Raw genomic sequence first — 16,522 nt, forward strand, 5'->3', positions numbered from 1 at the left:
TCGCCGCGGGAATTGTTGGGATAACGCACCAATGGAGCGTTTCTTTAGAAGTTTGAAATCTGAGTGGATACCCGCCAGTGGTTATGGGAATTTTACAGAAGCAAATAAAGAGATCACAAATTACATCACTGGATATTACAGTGAGACCAGACCCCATCAATATAATGGTGGGTTAACGCCAAATGAGTCAGAACGTTTATATTGGAATGACTCTAAAACCGTGGCCAATTTTACTTGACCACTACAATAGCCTATTTAGTGGCTGGATTGGGGAGCGGGAATGCAGAGCATTAATCGATTTATTTACCCAAAACTTTGCCACTTATTTCGATATGGGCGTTTACAAGGTGAAGGTCAGTTTGGATTAAACGACTTAGCCAAATCAAGTTCCCAGAATCCTAAAACGGGAACACTCAACCCCTTGCCCAATAAGGCTCTGCGCAATGCAAGTGCCCAAAAACACGCTATAGCAAAAAAGAGGAACATGACCATGCCTGAGGTTCACGCAGTTAAAGACCAAGACACCGTTAAGCTTATCAGCTATCTGCTCGAAAGACAGTTTAGTCAGCAACTGGCCGATGTGTGGAATATCGGCCTTAATCTCGCCCTGAGGATTTCTGACTTACTCTCGATTAAGTTCAGTGATATCCACGGCGATAGACTTATCATTAAGGAATCCAAAACCGGTAAAATCGCCAATATAAAACTCAACCAAAAGACGCTGGAACGGATACAGCGTATTGCGCGCGAGCATCCTAACCATATCTATCTGTTTCAGTCCTACCGTAATCAAAGAGCTAAGCACATTAAACCCGCGCCGTTGTCACGACGCTATATTTGCCGCGCACTGGCGATGATTGGGGAAGAGCTCAAAATCGCCTTAGGCACCCACTCAATGCGTAAGACGCGAGGCTATCTGCTGTATCAACAAACAAAAGATATTGGCCGAGTAATGAAGATGCTCAGGCATAGCGCTGAAGAAACTACCCTGCGTTATATCGGTATTGAGCAAGACGATATCGATAAGGACTTTGTCGAGCTGGAAATCTAAAAATAAGGAGGGTGCTCACCCTCCTTATTTTTTGTCAAAAACGACTTTATTTTTAAATAGCAACGCAAAAGAGTTACGGCTTAATGTGTTTACATTACTTACAACCTTTTACGAGATAGAGCGATTCATTTTGCTTTTCACCATCCACATAAATTTTTAACTCCTGAGCACCTGTGAATACAGCTTTAAATAGCGAGCTAAACAATCCATTTTGAACATACTGAGCTGGTGGCATCACAGGTTTGTACTCATAAATCAGCTCTCCAGCCCTAACCCTAAAACAATCAAGGTTATATGCAACTTGGGTTGCTTCACCTGGTTCAATCCGAGATAACTCTAGATCTGAATAGCCAGACAGAATGTGGATGGTACTACTGCTATCATTCAAAACCTCAACATTAAATTGAGTGGGACAGCCCGCTAAATTTAAGCCAGCAAGTACAATGGCAACCGTTTTAGGTAACACATGTAAAATTCTCATAAAACCTGCACTCAATGAGGGGCTAACTCCCAAGATGTACTTACGTCTTTCGTAAAATCGAAAATTTAGTCCGTTTTAGTTAGATGACATCCACTTAATCAGTTTCTTATGAAAATAGATGACTTGATGATTATCCAGAGGTAGCAGGGAGCCGGAAAAATCGAGAGCAAAATCCACATCTTTGACCTTTTCAGGGAATTTAAAGTACAGGTTATAACAGTTATCTACAAATTCACTGCCGAGCCGTAAACTCTCTTTGTTATCGGCAATATCGACACTGCGAGTACCCCATCCCCCCAAAGAGTTATCAAAACCACAAAATTGAGTATCATAATCTTTAAATTTCATTGCTATAAATGGCTTGAAATGCTGCTCAACACCATCAACCTTCATGATTAGCACGATATTGTTTGCAACTAACTCAACATCACTTTTTAAGGGTTTTACACCCAATGCGAGTATGATTTCATTTTTATTAAACTGACTATCGGGCCACCGGTTCATCTCTATACCCAATATCGCATTCCCTCGGTACTTGGTTTCATAATTTGTCAGCGATAACGAAAGATTAACGTCGGGAAACTCAATAATATCATCAAGGTTTTTGTTATACGTGTATTCCTTTGTATCAGGAACTGGCTCCCAAGGGCTAACTGAAGGCACACTGGCGACCTCCAAAATGGTGGAAGTGCAGCTACACAAGCAAAGACTGATAAGCAGTAACAAATACTTCATCACTCATTCCTTCCACTCTTACCCATATCATCTCAAAACTAATTTAGCCAATACATCAACCGAATCAACACCAAGCGACTTAATGGGCTTTACTGAGTAGATAAAAATACACGGTTAACGCCTTGGCTTTAGCACTCAAAAAATCCTCGGACACTATTAGCCAGAATTCCCCTTTGAGCCTGGAGTGATTATGCTGAAGTCAATATTTCTGTCTTGTAACCACTGTTCAACTTTTTTCTTCTGTTTATAGGCGTCTTCATTTTTATCCATCACCCGCTCATGCTCGGCTAACCAATCAAATAAAACAATGATGCCTCTCCGGTTAACCATTTGGAACTCGGCGCCACGATTTAATAAATCTAAAACAATATCGTATCGACGTCTACCAGCTGCTTGAGTTAATAGGGTAGTGTTTGTTTTTATATTAAGATCTGTGCCAGCTTCAATGAGCAGATAATAATTCCTGGGTATCGTTTTTCCGCCTAACTCAACGGTTTCCTCAATAGGTGGGGCATCAAACATTCCTCCTTTAAGATTTGGATCGCCACCATAGGCTAATGCCAACTGTAAAAAGCGACTATCTTTATTTCTGGTCGCCCAATGCATCACTGTACTAGAGCCCTCAAGTTTGACATTGGGTGTGGCGCCTTGTTTTAGTAATTCTTCAAAGCCCTCAAGGTTACCCTTATAAATTGCCCAAAACAGGGGCGTGCCTGTAGATCTACCCTGAGCATTGACATCGACTCCATTTGCCACTAACTCACGGATTTTTTTGATATCGCCTTTTCCTGCCGCTTTCGCCAATCCGCGAACTTGAGGATCAGGGAATATCTCATCCAAATCCATTAGCACTAACGAAGTTTCTCGCTGTTTCTGATTATGTGCTTTTTCGGCGTCTTCCAAAGCCCGAAAACGTGGATCTGAAGCGCAGGCACTGAGTAAACATGCAAACATCAAATAACTGATAACTCGTTTCAACATAGGCCTGCTCATGTAACTGTGATTTTATCCTATCATTCACTACACTTGATGATTATGCTTTCTCCACCACCCTCATATAAATTCCTTGTGCTATCGATGATTTCCATATTTTTTTTACAATCTTCAGGGATGTTCGCATGTAAGCGAATCAGTTTTTTTAGCCGTTCTAAACTTGGGTGCCTAATACCCGTTTCAGTAAAATCGACAGCGGAAAACATATAATACCGCCCTTTACCATAGTCACTATTCAATGTAATCAACCATTTTTTGAACGGGTGGCTACTGTTTAATTCAGAAAAACCATTTTCGATGCTTGTACAACTGAGTAACATTAGAGTTAATCCCCATCCCCAGTTCCTATTCATAATCATTCCTTTTGGGAGAATTGATCTAATCATAACTAGGGGCGAGTTACTTAATAGTGTAACGAGTCCCTACTGGATAGAAATGCACTGTGTATTCTTTGGTATTTCCCGCCTCGATAAAGGGCAGTGTAATGGTAAAATATCCTTGCTCGCCAGCAAAGCTAGTATCCATCGCGACTAATTCACCACAGAGAATATTGGAATTTGATATCAAACCGCTACCCTTTATTAACTCTAACTTGAGATTAGTCATGTAAGGTACCTCAATACTCTCCTTTTTATAAAAATCATAAAAAGCCTTCTGGCTCAATTCTGGATATGTACAAACCAATAGTCCATGCTGGTTTCTCGCCAAACTTGGATAACGTTTTTTTTCTATAAACTTAACGGGTATTTTTTTACCAATACGGTATTGGTCTAGAATGATACGCTTTGTATTCAGCTGTATCCCTTCTTTTAATGAAGTGATAAACATCTCAATTCTTGCGTTATTAAAATATTCTGAATCAGTTTTTTTGGGTGGATAATTATACGCTCCAGAAATATAAAACTTGACTTGCACACCATTATCAAAAGTGATGACAGGGCTTAAGATGGGAGAATCATATCCTATATCAATTGGCCCTAAATACTCTTCGATATCCACTTTTTGCACACCGTAAGCAGTGCGAGTACTGTAACTATAGTAGGCACATCCTTGCACTAGGCTTGTTATCAGCAACACCAATAACACTATATAGGCATTTCGCATTAGCGTTTCCTCTCAAAATTGGTCAAATAATAGTGGTAGTTACCCACGCCTAATGCGTAATATTGTCCCGCCATTGCTGGCGCAATAGTGCCTGCCAAAATGAAACCTCAACGCCATCGTTCTTAATGGTTAACACTATACGTCAGTTGTTAACCCACTGCCCTCCAGTTCAAAAGATTATTTCTGGAAAGAGATTCGAGCAGTATTAGTTGATTAGCAGCTAATAAAGCTGCTAATCCATATTAGGGATAAATCATTCAACTCCGTTTAGCACATCTTTGAACAATTGTCGGTCAACCTTGACTACGTTTGATTTGAAACCACCACCGAGCTTTGCATGGCCTTCAATGACAATACACACATCTTCTGGCTGAATCTTTAGATCATACGCTTCAAATTCATTTTGGTAGCTACCTTCTGAATTCTTTCTCCAGCTTGCAACCGCAGGAGAATAAAGACCTAAATACATAGTATAGGCATGGCGCTTATCCGTACCGTCAGAATTAAGAGACTTCTCAATACTTTGTCTTTTTTCGACTTTATAAGCCGATTGTATAATCTTGTACTTAGGTTCTTTTAAAAAGATCCTTTCAGGAATCTCAGTACTACCATATCTCTTTGATAAGCCCAAGCCTTGCACATTTTCACCATCCGAATACAGTGCGTTGCTGCCTATAAGTACTTTATAATCGGGTCGGTCACACAAATAAGATGTATACCTTAAGGAATAATCTCCAGCCAAATCCACCAAATCGGTACTAGAGGTCAATTCCAATCTTAGGCGATAAAAACTACCATCAACGTCTACATAGCGGCCATAATCAATCTCTTTTTTTGTATCCGTTGAGACTTTAACTAAACTAAGTTTTTCAACATGGAAATCTTCTGGTGAGCTAGTAGCACAACCAGATAATGCCAACAAAAAAATCGTCGCTGTCAATTTTAAAAAAAAACTTTTCATTATTCGATCCTTTAAGGTCGGCAATATACTGAACAAATAGTCACGTGGTCGAGGCTGCTTGTATAGTGGTTTGTTGCATAGCCAGATGGCAACGAGTTCCAAGCACCGCCAAAAGTAGAAACAACATTGTTCCAAGAACTCCCCATGCTGCCAGTTGAATCGTAGTTATTCCAGATCACGGAATTACTAGCTATAGCGTGCATATTAGGCCGAGTCCAACCAACAGGATCGACCGTCACGAGCTTATAAACTTGCATACCACCAGCAACCAAATGTCCAACCTCATCAGCACCATAGCTATGTGCAACAATAGTGACTCTTCCCTTATTATCAGCGACATATGTTGAAAGTGCATCGGCATCCGTCCATTCGAAATAACTAGCACTATCACTACCATAAAGTGAAATATAGTCTTCGTATTGACCTTTAACTACATGAGCACCAAAAGTGTTATCCGCAGCTCCACCTACAAAGGCAACTTTATCACTACCAGTAATGTTTGGTTTGTAATTTGATTTGATTTTAGATGCTGCGGCCCCCATCGCGTAGGCAAATGCCGCAGTCATCGCCCCATTAGCAAATTTACCGCCACTTAACTGTGAGGCCGTTCCCCCAATAATTGCTGATGCCAATGTTTGTCCCATAAACCCTGAAATACCTAACATTCCAGCTCCTTGAGCTCCAAGCATCCCAACACCAGCAGCGATAAATCCATGACCGAACTCACCTCCTTGTACAACATTAAAAATACCACCAGCAACTCCACTAATGACAAATCCCTCCACACCGTTTAGTCCATTCAGTGCCATATTTGAAGCAGCGAAAGATATTGCACCAGATTTAAATGCTGAACTCAAACTCCCCGTAGCAACAAATGAAGCATCAAAGGCAAAATGGGCTGACGCTAATTGTCCAAAAAATGGAATATAATTTAGGCCAATTTGAATTGCCGAACCAAGCCCTTCCACTTTGGCAATCTGTCGATGAATAAAAGTCACCCCTCCAATATCCATCAACGCTTTATAAAGACGCTTAAAGAAAAAGCCACTGGGGTCGGTATAGCTCATGGGGTTATTTTTCACGTAGCTATAACGGTTATAACTTTGCGTATCGCTTGGCGCTTGAATGAACGGGTCTGCTTGCATAAAGCGCCCGATAGTCGCGTCATAGATACGACCATTCATATGGATTAAATCCAAATGACTAATATGCTCATGACCGGTATAACCTTTAGTGGTGGCTGGAGTGGTATAGTTGGCCAATAACCCAGTATCAAATACTGCGGTTTGTTTACCCCAAGGGTCATAAACAAACTGCTGAACACTGTTGCCTGCCGCATCCGTAATGGTCGTAGTAGAACCTTGATGGTCTTTATGCAAATACAAGAAACTATCCGTGCTATTGTTACTGCGTTTAGTAATGACCAAATTACCCACATACAGTTTTTGCTCGGTGAGCGCAGCTTTACCACCGCCGGTACGCACTACTTTTTCATAAGCACCATCGACATAATAGGTGGTGTAGTAGGCTAAAACCCCGTCTTCCAATTTGACATCATAGCGTTCATAACGCTGTCTTGCGGCGTCATATTTAAACCGACTGGATTCGTTACCTTTAGCAATATTGGTGACCAAATCGTAGGAACTATAAGTAAGCGTTCTGGTGCCATCATTGGTGATATTGCCGTTCTTATCATAGACCATCGCGTAGCTGGCTTGACGCGCACGACTGCACTGGGCGCCATTTTGCGTCCAACCCGCAGGGCAGCTGTAGGTGATAGACGCGGTGAGTGTACGATTGCAAGCACTCCCTGAAACAGACCAACCTGCGGGACAGGAATAGACTGGTATTTGAGTAGCGGCCTGAGACAAGGTACGAGTGCAGTTAGTAGCACTGACAGTCCAACCCGCTTCACAACTATATACTTGCTTAGCGGTTGATTGATAAGTTTCGGTGCAATCCCAAAGGCGTCGTCCACCGCCCATAGGTTCACCGTTATCACAAACAACTCCTGCTCCAGATGGCTTAGTTAACCCTGTAAAACTAAAACGTCGAGAACACTTGCCCGTAGCGGTATTTAAGGTTCCCCCTCGAGAGCAACTTTGTTCGGTTTTAACCTGTGCCACTTTCGTTTCAGTTTTCGAACATGTCGTTCCCGAAAGGCTGTAGCCGCTTGGGCAACTATAGTTGTAACTTAGCGATGCGGATTGCGATTCATTCTTTTGGCAGGTTGTACCAGCCGCATTGAGTGCATAACCCGTTGGGCAGGATTTACTTGCGGGTGTTGTTTCAGGTGTGCCGCAGCCTCCTTCACCACAAATATCTAATAAGCGATAAGGATTAGTCGCATCATAACGATAAGTACCTACCCCTGTTTTTGAAGTGAGATTCCCAAAATCGTCATATTGAAGAGTACTTACTTCACTTGGTAAAATAATGTTGTCTAAGTCAACACTTTTCGTTCGCCTATATAGACGATGAAGATCATCATAACTATAAGTTTCTGCAAATGTCGTTGATGCTGAAGACAATTTGTGTTTGCGTTGAGTAAGATTACCAACACCATCAAAGACGTATTCTAAATCGTGAAGCATTTCGCCGGGGCTTGTTAACTGAATGCTTTTCACCCACCCCAACTTTTCATCATAAGCGGTTAATTCCTCTGTACCATTGCCATAGATAACCTTTTCAACACCACCTTTAGCATTCATTTTATCGATGGTTTGATAGGCTATACCCGTCGCCTTGTCGGTACGTTTATACAAATAGCCAGACTCATTGTAATGGTTAACAACGGTAAGCAGATTTTCAGGATAGCTTTGTTCAGCGACTCGCCCAAGGGTATCGTAGTTGACACTTGAGGTATAACTCGATGCACCTATCGTGGTGGTTGTGGATTTTAACCTCCCCAATTCATCATAGTTCGTGGTCTTTTGATGTACAGCACCTGCCGCGCTGCAATCGCTTACAATGGTGTCATAACGTTTTTCAGCAACCAATAAGCCCGCATTTTTAGCCGCTTTAGTACCATATACCCAGCAAGAGGTGCCTTCTGGCTCAGTTCGACGCATTTGCCGCCCGAGTGTGTCATAGTAGAAGAAAGTAGACTGGCTATTGGCATTCGTCTGAGAAAGCAGTTCCCCAAATGCATTATAGGTATATCGCCACGTTCCCTTATCAACATCAATTGAGGTGGTTTTACGACCATAATCGTCATAAATCAGCTGCGTCCTGACAATCTCGGTACCATTACCCGACACATAAGACTTGAGTAAATTTCCCGATGCATCATAGACAAAATGCAACTGGTTATTTAAGGCATCAGTTACAACAGACTGAAGCCCAAGGGCATCCACGACCACGGATGTTTGATTTCCTAACGGGTCAATGGTCAGAGATTCAAAACCTTGCACGTCATTTAATGTTTCACCACCATCAGGATTGACTTGCGCAATGACTCGGCCAAAACCGTCATACCTAAGCTCAGTAAAATACGTGGATACGGCATCGTACCGAGGCTCATAGTCTTTAATTGGACGACCCCATCCATCATATTCTTTTGCAGTGGCAATCGTCTTACCATCAAATCCCACCAGCAAATTACCGACCGTGCGCCCAAATTTGTCGGTAATTACACTTGCACTCGGCGTTCCGGCTTTTGATGTGGTCGTCAAAAGATAACCATTAGCAAACAAAGAACATCCACCGCTGCTACAAGATTGGTAGCTGATTTGGGTTAATACGCCATCTGGCGTTAACTCACCGACAGGCCGTCCCCATTTATCAGAGGTCTTAGTCAAACTTTGGCCATTTGCATCCGTTAGCGTGACTTTAGTAATCAACCCAGTAACACTATCGGCCGTTGTGCCGTTATAACCATAGGTTGCCGTATCACCAAGGGGATTGGTAGAGGTTTTTAAATAGCGTCCTCTCGCATCATAGGTACTGTAATTGCTACGTGTTTGGGGATCAGAACCATCAGCCTTAGTGCCTGCAGTGATCGATTCTGAAGTTTTATTGCCATAAACATCATAGGTGATAGAGGTAGTGACTTTATAACGATTGTCATTAGGCGAAATAATGGAATCTTTAATTAAGCCATTTTCATAATACGTAAAACTACTCTCATTGGTGATATCAGGGACATTATCTCGTTGACCTGCTCGATACTTTGTCACGACAGAATGACTCAGCCGCCCCTTACTGACGCCACCTCCCGCACCGTTGTATTCGTTGATGATAGAAACAGTAGAGACGACAGTGTTGGTTTGTAAGTCACGAGTAACCACCTCACTGCTGAGAATATTCCCGGCATCATCATAACTATTTTGAGTATCAACTTGCGTAAGTTCACGAACCACATTATCCGTTCCGTATTGACGAGTAATGTCAGTACTGTTCATGCTGGTTTGCCGATATACTCCATAGCTATCGCGCACAAAATCAACACTGGTTCTTGCCTCTGATAATGCTTGCGATTGGTAACTTTGCTTGGAGGCAATAGGTAACCCAATACGTGGAAATATCTGGTCATACATGGTTTCAGTAACAACCTTAGATTGGTTGTCAATGGTTCTCAGTAATTCAAAACCTGCACCACCTCGCCCTAAACGGTTAACGAGTAATCCACCATATTCGTAAGTAACACTGACACTACCGGTACTACTTGCCTGTGTGCTTACTTCAGCAACGACTTGCAGTGGCGCGATGATAGAGAAGTTTTTTGAATGATCAACATTACTGGAGGTTTGGGTTTTGTATACCCGGCTTTGACCATTAAACTGCTCAGTTAAATAGGCATAACTGATGTTAGTCGTCACCCCAAAGCCATCCGTAATGGCTTTGATAGTATTGTTGTATTTGGGTGAGACGGGAGCGTAGCGAAACCAACCGCCGGCGTTAGCGACAATGTCCAATTTGCCTGCACCATCAATATCTGCAAAGAACAAACGTTCATTAATGACATGGTCTATTATCCCGGATGCTTTCCAAGATGAGACACCTCTGATTGAACTTGGCTCAGACATGTAGAGTGTCGATTTGAGCGACTCTGATTTAGCAAGAATATCAGCACGACCATTACCCATAATATCAATAAAATAGGTGTTCAACTTCTTATCTGCGTCAGTCGTTATCCCTGTATTGATTGATGGTAGAAACGCAGTGCCATCCGATAATTGGATATACCACTGATTACCACTGACATAGGCAATATCAGTTAGCCCATCGCCATTAAAATCAGCTGCCCGTAAGGTATCCATCCCCGATGTGATGGTAATAATTTGCTGTTCTTTATACCCGCTACCTGTTGATACATAAAGTATCCAGTTATCCGTGATATTTTGTCCCCAGCGACCATTAAAATCTGCAACACACTCGGACTGTGAAATATCATAAATAAGCCCCATCCCAGTAGAGCAGTAGCTAACGGTCTTCTTTACTTTAAGAATGAGGTCAGTCAAACCATCACCGTTGACATCTAACAGTGCACTTGATTCAAAGCCTTTTGCCGTATGATTTATACGCGGTATACCTGGACTTGCATCACTCCCTGTTGGGAACGTAAACAAACTCTCCGCAGCAGCAAAACTCCCGCCGATCAAGTTTTTGTACCACTTAATCTGGCCTGCATCGAGAAACACGATATCCTCTAAGGCATCACCATTCACATCGGCGACCATCGCACTGCCGTTCAAACCAATCGCTGTTCGCCCTAAAGATGTTTGGGTGTATTGCACAGTACGTGTGCTATCAATGCAAAGCTGCCCACCACGACCATCAGGCTCACAATCTCTGGTCTTTTCTTCTGACGGCTTGAAAGAGAGTACTTGCCAAGGAGAGGAGTTGCTTGCAGCGACAAGTAAGTCGCGTTGCCCGTCGCCGTCAAAATCGATAGTTTGAGCATAAGCATGTTGAGATGCACCTATGCTTGTCATTTGCGTCTCAACACCTGACGCAATAGAGCGCTTGTACCAAGTACCACTTCTGACATAAACAATATCTGCCAGCCCGTCACCATCCATATCAAAAATATTGGCGGTTAAATTCTCACCAGAAGGAATGTTTAGATTTTTTGCAGGAAGAATGCCTGTGTAAGGCCTATAGGTCGGCGATTGTGGTGCACTGCTCCGCTCCCAATCAAACTGAATAACACTTGTGCAATCCGCTTTATTCGTTCCAACACAAGCTTGAATGCTATCGAGATAGTTAAACTCAGCCAATGACGTCGCTAGTTTATAGGTTAGGTAATACGTTTGCTCAATTTGATTATCTGTTGATAGAAAGACTTTATTGAGTAACTTTGTCTGTGATACGGCTGAGCCGTAAACGATACCCTTTTTAGGAAAAGGGCGATCGGTATATTCAAAGCTGACCTTTTTATAGGGTAATGCACCGTTAGCATGCCCCGAGTAATCGATGCTGGATAAATACTGTTCTTCATTGTTTTTAACATAATGGAAGCTGATGTAATTGCCAACTACGTCTTCAATGGCTTTCAAGCTCCAAGAATGAATGACCTCATAGCCATTACTTAGCGCAACTTGATATGAATCATCATGGTTGTTTGTATTAGAAGTCGTAACGAAGTTTTTGCCAGCTTGCGTATACGCATCGCCAAAATAAAACGTTTCACCTGCTTTAGTCTCCACTTTGAACGCACCAGGACCACCGCCATTGGCCTGACCTACTACGGTAATAACAGAAGCATCATCAATTTCTTTTCGGTACTGAGCGCCATCGATGCCATTTTGGCCACTCACGAGCATTAAACGCTGTCCATCTAAACAGAAACTATCAGTGTCTTTTAATTGCACGCCCTGAAGGAATCCATCTTGCTCAATGGTTTTAGGGCAGCGAGTTATCGCAGATGACGCTTGTACTCCCCAACCTAAGCCTAAGTAACCGTCCCCGCCAGAGGATGAATAAGAAATCGCCACGGAGGGCTTCATTCCACCTCGCCCAGCAGAAGCCTCTATAGGCAAAGAATAGGTTGCAGCTCCCATCTCATTGACACGGAAACCGCCTGTTAATGCCACTGTTTCGGTATCTGCGAAAACAGAGAAAGACGTGCTGAAAGTGAGGAAAAATACTAATAGGGTTTTTAGGGGGTTGGTATACATCATCAAGCTCCGTTTGAAATAGCAACAAACGAGCTATAACCGTTAACAAAAATCAAATCAACATCAATTAACAATTAAGCTAAATCTAATAACAAATGAAACCCTTGCAAAATGCAGGGTGAGCAATAAATACACAAACAAAGAGTTACATAATAAAACAATTGCGAAACCAAATAAAAACACAAATATAACCACAGCACGATAGCTTACAATCCGCTCCAACGAACGATATCAACGCCCCTCTGAAAAAAACTTAGCTAGCGGTGAAGACCTCTGCCCATCAGGCAGCCTTTATACTAAAACTTTAATAATCAACAATATGACAATAAAAACGCCTAATGAAATACATGAAGCGTTTAAACCTGAGAGAGCAAGCAGTATAAGAACTCAATATTTAATCCCACCAGCAGCCTGACTTAATGCGAATCCTACACTCGACTATAGCCAAATGAGCGTCTTCTATCGCCATAATGCTTAGTCTCTAACTTGGCAAAATAACTCAAACGATAGAAGGCCTTACCGAAGGTCTGAGGATACTTTTCAGCATTACAATTGATGTAATAAACTGGCGTATCATCAGGGAAATGCACTAAATGCCGAGTACTGTAATCATCGAGCCCTAAAGCACTGGCCCAGGCCTCAACAATCTTAGTACTCAGGTTTTGACCAAACCGATTAAAATCGCCTAAATGGCTATAGGCATCATTATTAAGGAAAATCACTACATGGTAGTGATCTGTGTCTGCACAAGCTCGCTCCTTTGCCCATATATAGCGCAGAGTGCAAGGATGAACACGCTTACCTTTGCGTCCCTTGATAAGCCTATCATGTCGTATTTTTGCAGTAAGAGACTTAAAGAACTTGGTTATCACCGTTGAATCATAAACTACAGGTGAATCACGAAAATTAAGCTGTGGTAAATGTAAATCAAACCGCACCATAAAGGTTCTTGGATGGTCAATAATAGCAGCCTGCATCGTCTTCAATATTATGTCTAAGTACACAGCACTTAAAGGTCTAGAGTTAACCTTTAAGCCTTGATACTGGCCATTGCTGATAACGGCAAGATCAGTGTTAGAAGTTGACATGTTGCGATTCCATATTGGTTATTGTTCATAACCTAAATGGTCCGTGTAAACTTTAACTTTAAAGTCACAAATTCAACGTTAATCACCTGAGGAGATATCTTCTCAGTGTTTGATGGATAGCAATGTGTAGAGTCAACTAGGTGTTCTAAATGCAACCAATAATGGAAGATAGTAATAACAAACAGACAAACCATCTCCCTTGAGGGCATGTGAACTATAGGAAGAATTAATACATGACCCTAGTCTATCTCAGTGTTTTCTAGTTCCATTTCACTCGAAGATTAAATCACAGTAAAAGCCTTACCCGTGATGTTGTCAAATCCAAATAGATGACCATTCGAATGGTTTTATCACCTCACTTTAGCCATATTTTCTAATCATTCAAACTGCAATTCAAGGTATCGATGGTCTCATGCCACCCAATACAACGGACGAGTTTAAGCTCTTTGTATCTTCATACTTACCTGGCGTATTGTTGTTTAATTATTTCATCTTCTTTACCGCAAATTAATTTTTCTACAATGCGAATTCGTTGATTAACAACTCTGTGATTAACCGTCAGTAACTCATCAGCCAAAATCATACAATCCTCGCGTTTATGATCTTTGGGCACATGCACCTCAAAAACACAAGAAACCTGCGAGAATGTCACGCTTCGTTTATCTTGCTCACCTTCAGGTGCTTCACACTGTGTCTCGGCTGCAACCTTAGACATTTCTATGGGGCCTGCAAGCATATGATGATGTCGAAGGTAACCAATAATGTTTGCTTTACCATGGTAAATATCCACAAAAAGCCTCCATGGTTTTGCAATTTCTTCTATCCGCTTAACGAGTTCACCAGTTAACCCATGGAAGGTATAGTCCTTTAAGATCGCAATATCATTAACTCGCGATGCTTTCTGCTTGTCATTAACAACTTCAGGAAATGTCAGCAGATTATATGCTAATCCTTCAGCCAGCTTTAGCTGAACACTCCCCCTTAAGGAATCAGCTAACTCCTTTTTAGATAAACTAGCTGCCGTATCAGCTATCATGCAATTAGATACATAATCAGGTATCAGAGAGAGAATAATAGATAAACACAGATGATGAATCGAGATGGTGAGCTTCTTGTTATTGAAAATTTTGGATAATTCAAAATAGTCCTTATCTGACAGTAATGAATTCTGCCTAGGATATCCCTTTGTTAAAGCACGCTTGGCCTTGAGTGTGCGGCGGTAAAACAAATCCAAATTTTCAGTAAATTGTAGCGGAAGCAGATTCAAACTAGATAGACTCACTCCAAGCTTGATAGTACACATACTAGGTAGCTTAGGACGAATTTGATAGATTGGTAATAAGCGATTTAGTAGCTTTGAACGGGCCACTCCATGGGCGACAATTGCAATTGAATTCGTCTTTGCCAGTGTACGAATTGTCTGACGAAGTTTCACCTCTGTTATACCCAACATCTTGCTCAATGCATGGTCATCGCACCCAATGACATATCCAGCGTTATTAGACTTCATCAGCAAAGCTGCTCTTACTAGGCGCATAGTTTCAGTAATAACAATTGATTTGCCTGGGGGTAACACTTCTTGCAAACCAGAATCAAAAAGAGCAAAAGTCAGCTCTTCAGCCCATGAACAAGTTACGAGAAAGTCATTCCACATCAGCCAAGTTCTGGTAGTTAGCCCATAATCAAAACGTACATCTGACTTACTTTCCAAAGGGCGCTTAATAAAACGTTTAATCTCCCAGATGTATCCCTCACGCACAAGAAATTCAAGCGCCACTCTTAAGTGTCGATTAGAAACGCCTAACTCGGCTGCAAATACATCCTTTTTCCCCGATTGAAAATTAGTCCCAAAACGTGCAGCCCAGGCAAGCAGCACCAACCTAGTCTCAGGTGTCGCACCAGCCAACGAATGTAAAAGAAACATATCAATCCAATTATCAACTTGGTTCATCCCCTACTTTTACCATAGAAAATGCCCATTATCACGGTGTTCACAAAGATCAATAAAACATGTTACATTACATGTAATGATAAATGCAGAGGTTGATGCTATGTCTAAAAATGGAACAATTACTCCCCCAGATTTTTTTAAATTATTTGATTTTCTTATTTCAGAAACTGAAACTGAGCGCATTTGGATGACGAATTACATAAGCAAGAAGGGAATTCCTACTCCTGACGTATTCCTTTCAACAGATAGCTTAAAGCAACACTTATATGGATTTTTTGTAGCTAATCAGACAGTTGAGGCTAAAATCAAGTTAACTGCTGCCGAAATGAGAAATGCATGGCGGGTGAGAAAACATCGCCAAAGTAAAGGTATGGTTTCGCTTTCGATTAGTCTCGACAAAACAATTGCAGCTAAGTTAGCCCAAATGTGCAGTGAGCAAACCCAAGCAGAAGTTGTTACGCAACTAGTAACAGGAAACTATGAAGAGTTTTTAACACAAAAGAATGAGCTAAAAGCCAAGCTGGCAGAAGAAAAGATAATTCTAAAAGCTAAGCAGGTGAGTGCTAAATTCGAAAAAATGGAAAACAAGTTAGCAATCAGTGCTCAGCAGCCTACTTCACCATCAGATAATGAACCTGCACAGACAGAAGAGCTTAGGAACGGTATAGCCAGTCTGTTTGACCTCATATTTGCGGCTCATGAACAGGGCAGTAAAATCGATGAACAGCTCTTACTTAAAGCAACAAAAATCTACTATGGAGCGTTTGCTAAATAACTAACCACGACCGAACCAATCAAGTTTGATCACCAACTTTAGCCATTTCAAACTCCTAATGCTTCCTGCATTTAACATACAAGTACAGATTAATCAGAAAATAACCGCAGAATATAGCAAGAAGTTTAAAGGTATAAACGGCGAGTATGAATGCGAATGACTACAAAACAATACACGCTAGCGATTGATTTTAGTAACACTAGATGTAACATCAAGAAAGATTGAACCAAAACAAAACATTAAATTTCAAATGTATAATCAA

12 protein-coding genes are annotated in these 16,522 nt (G+C 41.6%); 3 read left to right on the forward strand and 9 right to left on the reverse strand.

Annotation, left to right across the window (positions count from 1 at the left end; translation table 11 throughout):
- The coding region (locus tag L5L91_RS10510; RefSeq protein WP_263236003.1) for an integrase core domain-containing protein at positions 1–238 on the forward strand (238 nt) is incomplete at its 5' end.
- 252 nt (positions 239–490) lie between these two features.
- A complete protein-coding gene (locus L5L91_RS10520; protein ID WP_115336121.1) occupies positions 491–1,051 on the forward strand; it encodes a tyrosine-type recombinase/integrase in 561 nt (186 codons plus the stop codon).
- 94 nt (positions 1,052–1,145) lie between these two features.
- Here L5L91_RS10520 and L5L91_RS10525 read toward each other — a convergent pair whose 3' ends face one another.
- The 9 genes from L5L91_RS10525 to L5L91_RS10565 all read right to left on the reverse strand — a co-directional run bounded on the left by L5L91_RS10525 (position 1,146) and on the right by L5L91_RS10565 (position 15,485).
- On the reverse strand, positions 1,146–1,547 hold the full coding sequence (locus tag L5L91_RS10525; RefSeq protein ID WP_071939159.1) for a hypothetical protein: 402 nt from the start codon (positions 1,545–1,547) through the stop codon (positions 1,146–1,148).
- 60 nt (positions 1,548–1,607) lie between these two features.
- A complete protein-coding gene (locus L5L91_RS10530) occupies positions 1,608–2,267 on the reverse strand; it encodes a hypothetical protein (RefSeq protein WP_263236446.1) in 660 nt (219 codons plus the stop codon).
- A 156-nt stretch (positions 2,268–2,423) separates the two neighbouring features.
- Positions 2,424–3,248, reverse strand: a complete 825-nt coding sequence (locus L5L91_RS10535; protein ID WP_263236449.1) for an ankyrin repeat domain-containing protein — start codon at positions 3,246–3,248, stop codon at positions 2,424–2,426.
- A gap of 32 nt (positions 3,249–3,280) precedes the next feature.
- The gene (locus tag L5L91_RS10540; protein WP_263236451.1) at positions 3,281–3,613 is read right to left on the reverse strand and encodes a hypothetical protein; all 333 of its coding nucleotides are present in this window, start codon (positions 3,611–3,613) and stop codon (positions 3,281–3,283) included.
- A 46-nt stretch (positions 3,614–3,659) separates the two neighbouring features.
- Positions 3,660–4,364: a hypothetical protein gene (locus tag L5L91_RS10545; RefSeq protein ID WP_105249817.1), complete on the reverse strand. Its 705-nt coding sequence runs from the start codon at positions 4,362–4,364 to the stop codon at positions 3,660–3,662.
- A gap of 253 nt (positions 4,365–4,617) precedes the next feature.
- On the reverse strand, positions 4,618–5,325 hold the full coding sequence (locus L5L91_RS10550) for a hypothetical protein (protein ID WP_263236453.1): 708 nt from the start codon (positions 5,323–5,325) through the stop codon (positions 4,618–4,620).
- An 11-nt stretch (positions 5,326–5,336) separates the two neighbouring features.
- Entirely contained in the window at positions 5,337–12,446 is a 7,110-nt protein-coding gene (locus L5L91_RS10555; RefSeq protein ID WP_263236455.1) for an FG-GAP-like repeat-containing protein, read from the reverse strand.
- Between the two features lie 428 nt (positions 12,447–12,874).
- Positions 12,875–13,534, reverse strand: a complete 660-nt coding sequence (locus L5L91_RS10560) for an inovirus Gp2 family protein (RefSeq protein WP_263236456.1) — start codon at positions 13,532–13,534, stop codon at positions 12,875–12,877.
- Between the two features lie 460 nt (positions 13,535–13,994).
- Positions 13,995–15,485, reverse strand: coding sequence for a hypothetical protein (locus L5L91_RS10565; RefSeq protein ID WP_263236458.1), 1,491 nt, complete (start codon positions 15,483–15,485; stop codon positions 13,995–13,997).
- Positions 15,486–15,585: 100 nt separating this feature from the next.
- On the opposite strand from L5L91_RS10565, the gene L5L91_RS10570 reads away from it, so the two are divergent.
- Positions 15,586–16,260, forward strand: coding sequence for a hypothetical protein (locus L5L91_RS10570; RefSeq protein WP_263236459.1), 675 nt, complete (start codon positions 15,586–15,588; stop codon positions 16,258–16,260).
- The last annotated feature ends 262 nt before the right edge of the window (positions 16,261–16,522 follow it).

This window comes from Shewanella sp. SM55, assembly GCF_025654025.1.
In the GTDB taxonomy this organism is placed as follows: domain Bacteria; phylum Pseudomonadota; class Gammaproteobacteria; order Enterobacterales; family Shewanellaceae; genus Shewanella; species Shewanella oncorhynchi.

Excerpts from the sequence above, each read along its gene's own strand:
- L5L91_RS10545 (WP_105249817.1), bottom strand. The coding sequence starts at position 4,364 with ATGCGAAATGCCTATATAGTGTTATTGGTGTTGCTGATAACAAGCCTA.
- L5L91_RS10555 (WP_263236455.1), bottom strand. The coding sequence starts at position 12,446 with ATGTATACCAACCCCCTAAAAACCCTATTAGTATTTTTCCTCACTTTC.
- L5L91_RS10570 (WP_263236459.1), top strand. The coding sequence starts at position 15,586 with ATGTCTAAAAATGGAACAATTACTCCCCCAGATTTTTTTAAATTATTT.
- L5L91_RS10565 (WP_263236458.1), bottom strand. The coding sequence starts at position 15,485 with ATGAACCAAGTTGATAATTGGATTGATATGTTTCTTTTACATTCGTTG.
- L5L91_RS10550 (WP_263236453.1), bottom strand. The coding sequence starts at position 5,325 with ATGAAAAGTTTTTTTTTAAAATTGACAGCGACGATTTTTTTGTTGGCA.
- L5L91_RS10535 (WP_263236449.1), bottom strand. The coding sequence starts at position 3,248 with ATGTTGAAACGAGTTATCAGTTATTTGATGTTTGCATGTTTACTCAGT.
- L5L91_RS10560 (WP_263236456.1), bottom strand. The coding sequence starts at position 13,534 with ATGTCAACTTCTAACACTGATCTTGCCGTTATCAGCAATGGCCAGTAT.
- L5L91_RS10530 (WP_263236446.1), bottom strand. The coding sequence starts at position 2,267 with ATGAAGTATTTGTTACTGCTTATCAGTCTTTGCTTGTGTAGCTGCACT.
- L5L91_RS10540 (WP_263236451.1), bottom strand. The coding sequence starts at position 3,613 with ATGAATAGGAACTGGGGATGGGGATTAACTCTAATGTTACTCAGTTGT.
- L5L91_RS10520 (WP_115336121.1), top strand. The coding sequence starts at position 491 with ATGCCTGAGGTTCACGCAGTTAAAGACCAAGACACCGTTAAGCTTATC.